This is a genomic window from Vibrio sp. T3Y01, assembly GCF_013114525.1.
Lineage (GTDB): Bacteria > Pseudomonadota > Gammaproteobacteria > Enterobacterales > Vibrionaceae > Vibrio > Vibrio chagasii_B.
In genome coordinates, this window is record NZ_VTXJ01000007.1 from 120,817 (window position 1) to 133,720 (window position 12,904).

The 12,904-nt window shown below is 45.3% G+C and carries 10 protein-coding genes; 7 read left to right on the top strand and 3 right to left on the bottom strand.

What is annotated here, in order from left to right:
- Positions 1-123: 123 nt before the first annotated feature.
- Entirely contained in the window at positions 124-804 is a 681-nt protein-coding gene (locus F0232_RS09655) for a TIGR00153 family protein (protein ID WP_008222549.1), read from the bottom strand.
- Between the two features lie 207 nt (positions 805-1,011).
- Between F0232_RS09655 and F0232_RS09660 the strand changes: the two genes are divergently transcribed.
- A complete protein-coding gene (locus tag F0232_RS09660) occupies positions 1,012-2,529 on the top strand; it encodes an inorganic triphosphatase (RefSeq protein ID WP_061033574.1) in 1,518 nt (505 codons plus the stop codon).
- Between the two features lie 39 nt (positions 2,530-2,568).
- On the opposite strand, the gene F0232_RS09665 is transcribed toward F0232_RS09660, so the two are convergent.
- Positions 2,569-3,318, bottom strand: a complete 750-nt coding sequence (locus tag F0232_RS09665; protein WP_105059007.1) for a potassium channel family protein — start codon at positions 3,316-3,318, stop codon at positions 2,569-2,571.
- 96 nt (positions 3,319-3,414) lie between these two features.
- Between F0232_RS09665 and F0232_RS09670 the strand changes: the two genes are divergently transcribed.
- The 3 genes from F0232_RS09670 to hldE all read left to right on the top strand — a co-directional run bounded on the left by F0232_RS09670 (position 3,415) and on the right by hldE (position 9,282).
- Positions 3,415-4,671 carry a methyl-accepting chemotaxis protein gene (locus F0232_RS09670; protein ID WP_105059006.1) on the top strand — a complete coding sequence of 419 codons (1,257 nt, stop codon included), beginning with the start codon at positions 3,415-3,417 and terminating at the stop codon, positions 4,669-4,671.
- Between the two features lie 210 nt (positions 4,672-4,881).
- Positions 4,882-7,731 (top strand): bifunctional [glutamate--ammonia ligase]-adenylyl-L-tyrosine phosphorylase/[glutamate--ammonia-ligase] adenylyltransferase, encoded by a 2,850-nt coding sequence (gene glnE / locus F0232_RS09675; protein ID WP_105059005.1) that lies wholly within the window; start codon positions 4,882-4,884, stop codon positions 7,729-7,731.
- A 120-nt stretch (positions 7,732-7,851) separates the two neighbouring features.
- Positions 7,852-9,282 (top strand): bifunctional D-glycero-beta-D-manno-heptose-7-phosphate kinase/D-glycero-beta-D-manno-heptose 1-phosphate adenylyltransferase HldE, encoded by a 1,431-nt coding sequence (gene hldE, locus F0232_RS09680; protein WP_048658013.1) that lies wholly within the window; start codon positions 7,852-7,854, stop codon positions 9,280-9,282.
- A 110-nt stretch (positions 9,283-9,392) separates the two neighbouring features.
- Here hldE and tolC read toward each other — a convergent pair whose 3' ends face one another.
- Positions 9,393-10,712 carry an outer membrane channel protein TolC gene (gene tolC / locus F0232_RS09685; RefSeq protein ID WP_061033396.1) on the bottom strand — a complete coding sequence of 440 codons (1,320 nt, stop codon included), beginning with the start codon at positions 10,710-10,712 and terminating at the stop codon, positions 9,393-9,395.
- A gap of 227 nt (positions 10,713-10,939) precedes the next feature.
- On the opposite strand from tolC, the gene nudF reads away from it, so the two are divergent.
- Genes nudF through cpdA form a run of 3 tightly spaced genes read left to right on the top strand, consistent with a single transcriptional unit; the run spans position 10,940 to position 12,898 of the window.
- Complete coding sequence (gene nudF, locus F0232_RS09690) at positions 10,940-11,569, top strand: ADP-ribose diphosphatase (RefSeq protein ID WP_061033395.1); 630 nt, start codon at positions 10,940-10,942, stop codon at positions 11,567-11,569.
- 4 nt (positions 11,570-11,573) lie between these two features.
- Positions 11,574-12,014 (top strand): DUF1249 family protein, encoded by a 441-nt coding sequence (locus tag F0232_RS09695; protein WP_008222561.1) that lies wholly within the window; start codon positions 11,574-11,576, stop codon positions 12,012-12,014.
- A gap of 59 nt (positions 12,015-12,073) precedes the next feature.
- On the top strand, positions 12,074-12,898 hold the full coding sequence (gene cpdA / locus F0232_RS09700; RefSeq protein WP_061033394.1) for a 3',5'-cyclic-AMP phosphodiesterase: 825 nt from the start codon (positions 12,074-12,076) through the stop codon (positions 12,896-12,898).
- The last annotated feature ends 6 nt before the right edge of the window (positions 12,899-12,904 follow it).

The window sequence follows — 12,904 nt, forward strand, 5'->3', positions numbered from 1 at the left end:
TACCTAGTTGTTTGATAACAAGCGGAACAAATTTAGACGCAAAAAACCGCTCAGCGAGAGAAATACTCAACGCATAAGTGGTTTGTTCAAAAAATGCTCTTCGTTATATGGTTAACGTATGATTTAAGATCGAGAAAGCATTACTTCAAGACGAGCGCCTACACGCTGTGCTTGATCTGCAATACCACCAACCCATTCAAGAATTTTGTATAAGAACATGATATCAACTGGATTCAGATCGCCTTCAATCGCCATTAGTTGTTGGCGTAGTTCGATCTGCATCGCGTCCGTGTCATCTTCAATTACATCTAATTGATGAATCATTTCAGCAACGAGTGTTACTTCACGGCCCTTAAAGCCAGTCTCAAGTAATTCGTCTAGTTCATTGATTACGTTTTGTGCTTGGTTCGCTGCATCTAGACAACGTTTAACGTAAGCGATGAAGTTTTCTTGTAGAGGAGCAGGAATGACAAGTTGACGACCATATACACGGCCAGCAATGTCTTTCGCTAGGTTTGCTAGTTTGTCTTGCTGAGTTAATAGCTCCAACATGTCGGTGCGATCAACAGGCATAAACAAACCACGAGGAAGTTTAAGGCGAATTTCACGTTTTAGTACGTCAGCTTCTTTCTCAAGGTGAGAAATCTGAGCTCGAATTTCAGCTGCTTTTTCCCAGTCACCCTTTGAAGAAACTTCAAAGAAATTAACTAGGTGAGAACAACATTCGTTCACGCATACTACGTGACGCTGCAAAGGTTTAATTGGGGACTTTGCAAATAACCCCATAATTGTATTTACTGGCATGGTCATCCAACCTAATAAATAATAACCTTAAAACAACATACACCATATTCATGGTGAAATGTTAAGCGATGGCTACAAAGTCGCGCATGTTAACCTAATCAATCTCTCATTAAAACTGTTTTAGATCATCATAAGGGCGATATTTCTGACTTGCCGACTTTGAAAATTGGCAATATCCTGTCCCTATCTTCACAGAAAGGTATAACTATGGAAACCGAGATAGAACTGAAGTTTTTTGTTTCTCCTGATTTTTCAGAGACTTTACGCAATAAAATTGCTGAAACTAAAGTACTTCAGCACAGTTGTCGTGAGCTAGGTAACATCTACTTTGACACCCCTGACAACTGGCTACGCAAGCACGATACCGGCTTGCGCATTCGACGCTTTGATGACGTATTTGTACAAACGGTAAAGACAGCGGGTCGCGTTGTTGCTGGCCTGCATCAAAGGCCGGAATACAATGCAGAACACGATAGCAATGAGCCAAAACTTGCCTTACATCCAGAAGATATTTGGCCTGAAGGTAAGGACATTGAAACATTGCAAGCTGAGCTTACTCCTCTGTTCTCGACTAACTTCACGCGTGAACAGTGGCTGATTGGCATGCCTGACGGTAGCCAAGTCGAGGTTGCCTTTGACCAAGGTTTCGTTGAATCCGGCGATCTGCAAGAACCGATTTGCGAAGTTGAGCTTGAACTTAAATCCGGCCAAACGGATGCTCTGTTTACACTGTCTCGCCAATTCTGCGAACAAGGTGGTATGCGCTTAGGTAACTTAAGCAAAGCTGCTAAGGGTTACCGACTTGCTCAAGGTTATCAAGGCGATGAAGTAACTCCTTTGACCTTAGTTGATACTGACAAAAGTGACACCGTTGAATCGTGTTTCATTCAATCTTTAGAGCATGCTCTCGCTCATTGGCATTACCACGAGCAAATTTTCACCGAGCGCCAATCGATTGAAGCTCTGCACGAGATCAGCCATTCACTGAGCTTTATCCGCCAGACTTTCACTATATACGGTGGCATCGTACCGAGACGCGCTAGCGCTATTTTACGCCAAGAGCTGAAATGGCTAGAACAAGAGTTGGATTGGCTAAAAAGCTATGACCACTTTGAGGATTTGCTAGAAGATAAAGGCCACGTTCTGCGTAAGCTTGATGCTCGTAAGTTCCTAGTGGCTGAGCTAAAAGAGATGCAAGAGCAATTGCCAGATCGTGAAGAGTTACTGACTCTCTTGAGTTCAGCCCGCTACACCGGTCTTCTGCTTGATTTAAGCCGCTGGATACTTACTCGAGGTTGGCAGCCATTCTTGGACGATAAAGCGCGTGAGCAAATGGAGCGCGGAATAGAGTGGTTCTCTGTGAAGCAGCTTGATCGCACTTGGGCGGAGCTGATGGAAGCCTTTCCACCAGAGCGCGTGATGACAAGCCAAGCCTATATCGACCAGCAGTATCGTTTGATGCGTAACCTGTATTCTGGTGTTGGCTTTGCGAGCTTGTACGATGACGATGAGCGTAATAGCTTCCGTTTGCCTTGGGCGGACATGGTACAAGGTATCGACGATTTGTTGATGCTACGAACCTTACAGCCACTCACTGAGAAGTTAGAAGGTGATGAGAAAGATCAGCTAGAGCGTTGGCTTGCTCGTCAAGAAGTTTCCATTTTGCATGCGATGGAGCAGACTCGCCAAATCAGTGTTGAAGTTGAGCCATACTGGCAAGACTAGTATCTACACTAACATCCATTTTTAAATAGGGCCTTGGCCCTATTTTTTTGTCTGTCGTTCAAGCAACTCGAGCCGCTCTAGTATCTGTTGCTGCTGCTCTAGAATCTTGTCCAGTTTACGCTCTTTGTTTTCCAATTGTTGATTCTGGAGGTCGGTAGGCTCAGTAATCAGCGAGGTAATTAGACCTGAGATCATACCAAATACACCAACCCCACAGATGATCACAATCGATGCGATTAACTGACCAGCGGTGGTTACTGGATAATGGTCGCCATAGCCAACGGTACTGATGGTCACGAAAGCCCACCACAACGCATCATGACCAGTCGTGATATTGGCATTAGGATCTTTGTGTTCCAATAGCAGGATCGTGCCAGCACCGATGGTCAGTAAGATCACCAAAAGCAGAATGATGGAAGCGAAAGTGGTCTCTTTTCTGTTACGAAACAGCTCTCTGAAAATACGTTTACTTGAACGTAGAACCAAGATGACTCGCAGAATTTGAAAAATACGAGCGAAACGGAGTGGCTCGATCATTGGGATACTTGCCAAGAAATCGATCCAGTGTACTTTGAGGTATTCTTTCTTGTTTTGTGATCTGAATAGATCAATCGTGAGCTGAAAAAGAAAAACACTACAGATTATAAAATCGAGGCCGATAAGGACTTGTTTCGATTCTTTATCAATCGGCGCAAACAACAAGCCTGAGATCACAAATAACGCTAAGAAAGAGAGAATCAGTGATAATAAGCTCATCGGCTTAGGTGTGTCTTTGATACTATTTAACATTCATACGAGGCTCAAAATAAATCGCGAACCTGACTCAATCAGCCATCTCGCGGGTATAGAAGCCATCAATATATAAGAGTTAATGGAGAACTGACAATGACTAAACTGTCATTCAAGCCGTGGGAAAGGGTAATCTCTGACGTTCGTCTCGTTCCGAAAATGATCATGCTGATGGTGTTCAGTACCATCTTGATCATTTCTAAGCAGCTATGGGACGCGAGCACGTTTTACGATTCATTGCTCGCTGCAACGAATAATGCACAAGTCGCGCAGCAGCATTATGAGACTTACTTAGTTCAAGTGGCTTGGCAGACAGGCTTAATGATCATTGTGTTTGTGGTTCTTTTATTAGCGGCAGCTCGCGTTATGCTGCGTCAAACTCAATACCTCAGCGATGCCATTAAAACGATGGCAGACAAGAACCTATCAGTGCCGATTCACATGGACTGTAAAGATGAATACGGCGATGTAGCTCGTGAGCTAGAAAAAACACGACTTCAGCTGCATGACATGGTGAAGGCTCAATTGGCTTCTTCTGATGAGCTATTTGCTCTAACAGAAGTGATGACCATCAGCATGTCGGAGACCAAAGAGTCTGCTCAAGAAGAGTTTAACGAGATCGATCAGTTAGCAACGGCAATGAGCGAAATGACTTCGACCGTTCAAACGGTGGCTGAGCATGCGCAAAGCGCTTCTTCATTGACGGAACAGGCATCAGGCCAAGCTCTTACTGGTCAGAAGTTCGTTCAAGGGTCTGTTTCTAAGATGAGTGAACTCTCTTCTGATATCGCAGCATCAGCGGCAGCGGTAAACCAAGTTGAAGAGCGTGTTGATTCAATCGGCAGCGTTGTAGGCACTATCCAAGGTATTTCAGAACAAACCAACTTACTGGCACTAAACGCAGCGATTGAAGCGGCGCGTGCAGGTGAGGCCGGTCGTGGTTTTGCTGTAGTTGCTGATGAGGTTCGTAACCTTGCACAACGTACTCAGCAAGCAACCGTCGAAATTCAAGATATGATCAGCCATCTACAAAGCAGTGCTAACTCTGCGGTAGAGCTAATGGAAAAGAGTGTTGTTGAAGCGGCTGAAGGTGTCGATCTTGTGACTAATGCTGGCTCCGAACTTGATGGCATCGTGAGCCAAGTTAACCAAATCAATGACATGAACTTCCAGATTGCGACGGCTGCAGGCCAGCAGAGCAGCGTTGCGGAAGAGATGAGTGTTAACCTGACCAATGTTCGTGAGCTGGTGGAAGCTTCTGTTGTCGTGGTCGGTGAGCTTCTAGAAACCTCTCAGCTTATGGAAAGCAACGCGCAAGAACTCGACGGTAAGATTAAGCAGTTTAAGGTATAACCTTGTTCTCTAAACCCTATTGATAGAGCCTTTTTTTCTAGAGAGAAAGGTCTAACTTGATAAGTTCACTGATAAAACGCCCACATTGCTGATGTGGGCGTTTTTTATTGGCGTAACTTTGGTATAACTATCTTTAGTTATGAAAACTCGTTATTGAAAAACTGACCCAACAAATTGATTGTTCGCGCGCAGCTTATACAAGGAAGAAACATGCCATTGCCTCCTCAACTCGTCACTCATTCGCAGTCAGCTTTTAAGCAATTATTAGAGCACCAAAGTGAAGCCATTAATGCTTGGCCTGAGCCGCTAATTGAAGACCTTAAACGCGTCTTAGGATTAAGCTGCTTTATTGGTGATTGCTTACAACGTGACACGGTTTTATCGACGACTCTACCGGATATGTTGGAATGTGAGGAGCGTGCTGAAGGGTATCGTGGACGATTGGCTGAGCTGCTTTCTGATTGTACGGACGAAATGAGCGGTCAGCGAGTGCTACGTCAATTCCGCAATCGAGAAATGACCTATATTGCATGGCGTGACTTTATGGGCTCTTGGGAGCTTGAACAGAGCCTAAGTCATCTCTCTATGTTGGCCGAAGCGATGATCTTCGAGACTTATCAATGGCAGTACGACATTTGCTGTAAAGAGTGGGGCACACCTTGTAATGAACAGGGTGAAGCACAGCCGATGCTTATCATTGGCATGGGTAAGCTTGGTGGCGGTGAACTCAACTTTTCTTCTGATATCGATTTGATCTTTACTTATCCTGAGAATGGCGAAACCCAAGGAGCAAGACGCAGTATCGCCAATGCGCAGTTCTTTACCCGCTTAGGGCAGCGTATTATCAAGGCGCTGGATCAACAAACCTTTGATGGGTTCTGTTATCGCGTCGATATGCGTCTGCGTCCTTTTGGCGAGAGTGGACCATTGGTGATGAGTTACGCCGCTCTGGAAGATTACTACCAAGAACAAGGGCGAGACTGGGAACGTTACGCGATGGTTAAGGCGCGCGTAATGGGCAGTGAAATGTACCCAGAGTATCAAGAGTTGCGCAAGATGCTACGTCCGTTTGTCTTCCGTCGCTATATCGATTTCAGTGCAATTCAATCTTTGCGCCGCATGAAATCGATGATCAGCAGTGAAGTGCGTCGTCGTGGCTTATCCAATAACATCAAGCTCGGCTCAGGCGGTATTCGTGAGGTTGAGTTCATTGCACAAGTCTTCCAACTGATTCGTGGTGGCCGTGAGCCTAGCCTACGTGGACGAGGGCTTTTAGAGACGTTAACCGCCATTGACTCTCTGCATCTGCTAGAAGCCGGAGAAGTGACTGATCTGCGCGATGCTTACCTGTTTTTACGTCGCCTAGAAAACCTACTACAAGCGATGGCTGACAAGCAAACTCAGACGTTGCCGGATGGTGAGTTTGAACAACTTCAGCTTGCTGTTGCCATGCAATTCAGTGATTGGGATAGTTTGATTACTGCAACTCGTGCCCATATGGCAAACGTACATAACGTGTTCGAAGAGCTGATCGGGATTGACGAAGAGGACGCTAACCCAATCGCGAGTCACTTCAGTGAGCTGTGGGATATGGCCCATAAGCCGGATGTTATCGAGCATGTATTGGAGCATGATATTGCTATCGCCAATCCGCCAGAAGCAGCGAAAACCATTATTCAATTTAAAGCGGATATCGCTAAGAAAACCCTTGGTCCGCGTGGGCGTGAAGTTCTCAATCGACTGATGCCGAAAGTCTTTCAGGCCCTGTACACAGCTAAAGACGCTGAGTTTGGTTTATCGCGTGTACTGCATTTACTGCATAAAATTGTCACGCGTACCACTTATCTAGAGTTGCTCGATGAGCACCCCGCTGCATTGACTCAACTTGTTCGTTTGTGTACCGCGAGCCCGATGATCTCAGAACAGCTTGGACGTTACCCAATTCTGTTAGACGAACTTATCGACCCTCAGCAGCTCTATAACCCGGTGCCGCTTGAGTCTTACAAGACAGAATTGCGTGATTACCTTGCTCGTATTCCTGAAGACGACATGGAACAGCAGATGGAAGGTCTGCGTCAGTTTAAGCAGACTTGTATCCTAAGGATTGCTGCGGCGGATATAGCGGGTGTGCTGCCGGTGATGAAGGTGAGTGATCACCTGACTTACTTAGCAGAAGCGATTGTTGAAGCCGGTGTTAACCAAGCTTGGTTACAAGTGTCGGCTAAGTTTGGTGAGCCCACTCATGTTAAAGACCGTGAAGGCCGCGGTTTTGCGGTTGTCGGTTATGGCAAAGTCGGCGGCTGGGAGCTTGGTTACAACTCAGACCTCGATATTGTGTTTATGCACGACTGCCCGGTACACATCTATACTGATGGTAAGAAAGAGATCGATGGACGCCAATTTTATCTAAGGTTGGCGCAGCGTATTATTCATATCTTCTCGACCAGAACCGCGTCGGGAATCCTGTATGAAGTCGATACTCGCTTGCGTCCATCGGGTGCTTCGGGTTTGTTGGTTAGTCCAACTGATGCCTTTGATGAGTATCAACACAACGACGCATGGACATGGGAGCATCAAGCGCTGACTCGAGCTCGTATGATCTACGGTGATGAGCAATTGGCTTCCGCATTCAACAAAACACGTCATGAGGTGTTGTGTCTATCACGTGATGAAGCAACTTTGAAAAAAGCAGTGGTAGATATGCGAGAAAAAATGCGTGATCACCTTGGCGGTAAAAAAGCCGAACGATTCATGCTCAAACAGGATGCTGGTGGCATCACTGATGTTGAGTTTTTAGCGCAATACTTAGTGTTACGATACAGCCACGAGAAGCCAAAGCTGACACGTTGGTGTGACAATGTCAGAATCTTTGAGAGTCTGATGTCACAAGGAATCATGGACGAGCAACAAGGCATGGCATTGACCAATGCATACACAACGCTACGCGATGAAATACACCATCGTAACCTACTTAATCTTGATGCTGATGTTGCAATTAATAAGTTCGAAATGGAAAGAGAACATGTGGTTCACGCATGGAAGCAATGGATGGAAGTGTAACTTGTCTTTCGCTTAGCTAGCACAGTGCCTATCGAGATAGGCTTTACTCATTTTTCTATGGTTTAGCCACTGTAATCAGTGTGCTAGACTCTAGCCAGATTCGATTTTTGGAGCTCAACAATGAAACCAATTCTACCTGACTACAGCCAATCAGGTGTTCTTATTGTCGGTGACGTCATGCTTGATCGTTACTGGTATGGTCCAACTGGCCGTATTTCACCAGAAGCCCCTGTGCCCGTGGTAAAAGTAGAAAATAACGAAGAGCGTCCAGGTGGTGCTGCCAACGTAGCAATGAATATTGCCTCGCTTGGCGGTCATGCTCATGTTGTTGGTTTAACTGGTAAAGATGAACCAGCTGAGGTGTTGAAAAACACCTTGGGTGCGCTGAAGGTTAAGTGTGATTTTGTTGAGTTAGAAGACTATCCAACCATCACCAAACTACGAGTGATGAGCCGTGGTCAGCAGTTGATACGTCTTGATTTTGAAGACAAGTTTGAAAACACCAATCCAGAGCTTATTTTGTCTCGCATGGAGCAAGCCCTACCAAATGTACGTTCGGTTATCTTGTCGGATTACGCGAAAGGTGCATTAGAGCATGTACAGAGTTTCATTCAAAAAGCACGCGCAGCCAATGTTCCTGTATTCATCGATCCCAAAGGTGCGGATTTAGAGCGCTACCGTGGTGCGACATTACTGACACCAAACATGGCAGAGTTTGAGCTGGTTGCAGGTAAAGTGAAATCAGAAGAAGATCTTATCGAGAAGGGTATTGCCTTGATCGAGAAGTATGACTTTGAAGCTTTATTGGTGACTCGCAGTGAAAATGGTATGACGTTACTACGTAAAGGTCAGGCACCATTCCACTTGCCAACTCAAGCGAAAGAAGTTTACGACGTGACAGGTGCTGGTGATACGGTTATCTCCGTTCTTGCTGCTTCTGTTGCTGCCGGTAAACCATTGGATGAAGCGTGTGCATTAGCGAACGCGGCAGCTGGTGTTGTGGTTGGTAAGCTAGGTACATCAACCTTGTCGACAATTGAATTAGCGGAAGCGATTCACGGTAGTCAAGATACAGACTACGGTGTGATCTCTGAAGCAGCACTGGTAGAAGCGGTGAAGCGCGCTCGCGCGAAAGGCGAGAAGGTCGTTATGACTAATGGCTGCTTTGATATTCTGCATGCGGGGCATGTTTCTTACATGAACCACGCGGCTGAACTTGGCGACCGTTTGATCGTTGCCGTTAATACCGACGAATCTGTTAAGCGTTTGAAAGGCCCTGGTCGTCCTGTGAACCCAACTGATCGTCGTATGGCGGTATTGGCGGGCTTAGGCGCAGTTGACTGGGTGGTGCCTTTCTCTGAAGACACACCTCAACGTTTGATCTCTGAAGTACTACCAAGCATCTTAGTGAAAGGCGGTGATTACAAGCCTGAAGAGATCGCTGGTGGTGCGGAAGTGATTGCTGCTGGTGGTGAAGTTAAAGTACTTAACTTTGAAGATGGTTGCTCGACTACTGAAATCATTAAAGCGATCAAAGGCGGTCGAGGTTAACGTTTTGCCTTTTAGCTCGAAACTTCTCAGCTAGCTTTAGAACAGATAATAAAAATGCCGCTCATTGAGCGGCATTTTTGTACCTATAGCTTAAGTATAGCAATTAAGAATTACTTACTTGCTACTTTTAGACCTGCGTTTACATCAACGATGTCTTGCTCGCTTAGCGTACCAACTGCTTGACGAAGCTGAAGGACACTTAGGATGTAGTTGTAACGAGCGTCTGAAAGGTTTTTGTTTGCATCGTACAGACGACGAGTTGAATCTAGTACGTCAACGATAGTACGAGTACCCACATCGAAACCTGCTTCTGTTGCTTCTAGAGCTGACTGAGCAGAAACAACAGATTGCTCGTAAGCGCGTAGCGCACCAATTGAAGCGCTGATGTTGTTGTTGAATGCACGTACGTCTTTTACAACGCTTCGGTAAGTCGCTTCTAGATCTTCACTTGCTGCAACGTAGTTGTACTCAGCCTGTTTAGTCAAAGAAGTTGTGTTACCACCCGTGTATAGAGGAACAACTAAGTTCAAACCAATGTTTAGGTTATCTGCATCGTAATCGTTTTGGCTGTTAGAGCTGTCAGTTTGCTCTGAGAGACCATAGCTACCATCTAGCGTTAGGCTTGGCAGGTGACCAGAGCTTGCTAGAGAGATGTTGTCTTTTGCTACGTCTTGAGAGATACGCGCAGCTAGTAGGCTAAGGTTCTTTTGCTCGGCTTGTTCAACAAGAGCGGTTGCCGACTCAGAAGATTTGCTCGCTGAGAAGCGGTCAGTATCTAGGATGCTTAGGTTAGAGTGTTCTTGACCTGTAATCTCACGTAGACCTTCATAGCTGTTAGTCAGATCGTTCTCTGCTAATACTTCATCAGCTAAAACGCCATCGTACTGAGCTTGCGCATCATGTACATCGGTAATAGCAGAAAGACCCACTTCGAAACGTTGCTTAGTTTGCTCAAGCTGACGAGCTACCGCTGCTTTTTCAGCACGAACAAATTCTAGGTTATCTTGAGCACGAAGTACGTCGAAGTAAGCTGTTGCTGTACGCAGAATCAAAGCTTGTTGCTCTGCCGCGTATGCTGAATCTGCTTGACGAGCCGATTTCTCTGCCGTGTCTAGAGTGATCCACGAAGAGCGTTGGTATAGCTCTTGGCTGAAACCGATGCCAACACCCCATTGGTTGTTGTCATTGCTCATATCACTTCGATCACCACGATTGATATCGTAGTTTGCTGTTAGATTAATTTGCGGTAACAAAGAGCTACGGCTTGACGTTACTGCTTCAAAAGCGGCATCGCGCTGCGCTGCTGAACGAAGAAGTTGTGGATCGTTCTGTTTTGCTTGGTCGTAAACTTCAGCTAGCGTATCAGCAAAAGCTGACGAACTCAGGCTGCCAATTGCTGCACTGATAAATAGTGGAAGCAGTTTTTTCATTTTCCTATTCCTGCCTTTTATGGAATTTTCTTTAAAAGAGTTTAACCCAGTTTGGTGGTAATTTACTCGAAACTTTGCACTTTTTTACATTTAACTGTCCACTTGTGCAATATTTATTTTTTAAAACTTAACTTTAATTATAAGTTTTATATAAAAAGTTGAACCTTATCCTTGGTAGTTAACTCGGACAATGAGTAAACTATAAAGATCACTTAGTGAGGTACCAAATGCAACAGTCTGACAATCAACGACATGAGTTTACTCCGCAAGATGTGGAAATAGTCTCAAAAGAGACGCTGTTTCGTGGTTTTTTCAAAATGGTTAAGTACACATTTAAGCACAAGCTGTTTGAGGGAGGCTGGAGCCAACCGATAGAACGTGAAATGTTTGAGCGTGGTCATGCTGCCGCTTTGCTACCTTATGATCCTGTGCGCGATGAAGTGGTGATCGTTGAACAGATCCGCGTTGGTGCTTTAGAGCATGAGAACCCTTGGCAATACGAAATTGTTGCTGGGATCATTGATACCGATGAGTCGCCTCAAGATGTGGCTCGTCGTGAAGCGATGGAAGAAGCCGGAGTCGAAGTCGGAACTGTGTTGCCCATTACTTCATATTACCCTTCATCAGGTGGTTGCTCAGAAAAGCTGGATGTTTTTGTTGGCTGTGTGGATGCCACCACGGCCAAAGGGGTGCACGGATTGGATTACGAAGGTGAGGATATTCGTGTACAAGTGATGAGCCGTGAAGCCGCTTATCAGTTAGTGAAAGACGGTGTGTTTGAAAATGGAGCCACAATCATTGCGCTGCAATGGCTACAATTGAACTACCAAGAATTACAGTCAGAGTGGGTGGCTTAACGTTATGCCAAATATAGCGGTCAAAAAACCGTATCATGTTGATCTTGCTGAATTGATGCGAGTCTATGAGACGAATTATGCCAAACTTAACGCTTTGTTACCGGTTGGGCATGAGGTTGGTGATGTCCGCTGTTACCAAGCCGTTAATATGGTGTATCAATTGACAGTGAATGAGGTCACAAAATACACCACATTAATAGATATATGTCAGAGTGACGCGATGCCAGTGTTTCCTTTGCCAAAAATGTCTGTCAGGCTATATCACGACGCTCGAGTTGCAGAAGTGTGCGCTAGCGGGGATTTTTCGCGAGTCAAAGCGAAATATGACTATCCCAACACTAAGCTTCTGCAAAAGGATGAGAAATTTCAATTGAATAAATTTCTTGGGGAATGGTTAACGTTTTGTTTAAAAACTGGTATCAGCCGAACTCCAATTGCCTTTTAATTGAGCTAATTTAAAAACATTTTTAAAGTCTAAACAGTAACGTATCTGGATTTGTTATTTTGGAATTATCACACACTTCAAAATTTGATGAGAGCAGTATTAAGCTTGTGCAGCTAACGGATACGCATTTGTTTGCGCCGAGCAATGGCAGCTTATTAAGCATCAACACTCAAGATAGCTTTCGTGCTGTAGTCGATGGCATTGTTAGTCAGGGCTTTGACTATCAAGCGATCTTAGCGACTGGTGACATTTCTCAAGATCACAGCGCTGAGTCATACCAGAAATTTGAATCAGGGATTCAACCCTTAGAAAAACCGTGTTACTGGCTACCTGGAAACCATGATTTTAAGCCTAATATGGGCAGTGTTTTACCATCACCACAGATTCAATGTGTCGAACATGTATTGCTGGGCGAGCGTTGGCAAATGATCATGTTGGACTCTCAAGTGGTTGGCGTACCTCACGGGCGTCTGAGCGATCAACAACTCGATCTGCTTGAACAAAAGTTAGCGGAATTTCCTGAACGTAATACCTTGGTTTTGCTTCATCATCATCCGTTGTTGGTGGGCAGTGCTTGGCTCGATCAGCACAACCTTAAAGATGCCGACCAGTTCTGGGACGTCGTCCAACAGCATTCTAACGTGAAAGCTGTGTTGTGTGGCCATGTTCACCAAGACATGAATCGAGAACATCATGGTGTACAAGTCATGGCAACTCCGTCGACTTGCGTTCAGTTCAAGCCAAATTCAGATGACTTCGCCGTAGATACCTTATCTCCGGGGTGGAGAGAGATCGAATTGCATCAAGATGGTACGGTCAGCACTCAAGTTCGTCGCTTGCCTCATGGGCAGTTCTTGCCTGATTTTAAGGCTGCGGGTTATTAATAAAGG

Excerpts from the sequence above, each read along its gene's own strand:
- F0232_RS09655 (WP_008222549.1), bottom strand. The coding sequence starts at position 804 with ATGCCAGTAAATACAATTATGGGGTTATTTGCAAAGTCCCCAATTAAA.
- F0232_RS09660 (WP_061033574.1), top strand. The coding sequence starts at position 1,012 with ATGGAAACCGAGATAGAACTGAAGTTTTTTGTTTCTCCTGATTTTTCA.
- F0232_RS09665 (WP_105059007.1), bottom strand. The coding sequence starts at position 3,318 with ATGTTAAATAGTATCAAAGACACACCTAAGCCGATGAGCTTATTATCA.
- F0232_RS09670 (WP_105059006.1), top strand. The coding sequence starts at position 3,415 with ATGACTAAACTGTCATTCAAGCCGTGGGAAAGGGTAATCTCTGACGTT.
- glnE (WP_105059005.1), top strand. The coding sequence starts at position 4,882 with ATGCCATTGCCTCCTCAACTCGTCACTCATTCGCAGTCAGCTTTTAAG.
- hldE (WP_048658013.1), top strand. The coding sequence starts at position 7,852 with ATGAAACCAATTCTACCTGACTACAGCCAATCAGGTGTTCTTATTGTC.
- tolC (WP_061033396.1), bottom strand. The coding sequence starts at position 10,712 with ATGAAAAAACTGCTTCCACTATTTATCAGTGCAGCAATTGGCAGCCTG.
- nudF (WP_061033395.1), top strand. The coding sequence starts at position 10,940 with ATGCAACAGTCTGACAATCAACGACATGAGTTTACTCCGCAAGATGTG.
- F0232_RS09695 (WP_008222561.1), top strand. The coding sequence starts at position 11,574 with ATGCCAAATATAGCGGTCAAAAAACCGTATCATGTTGATCTTGCTGAA.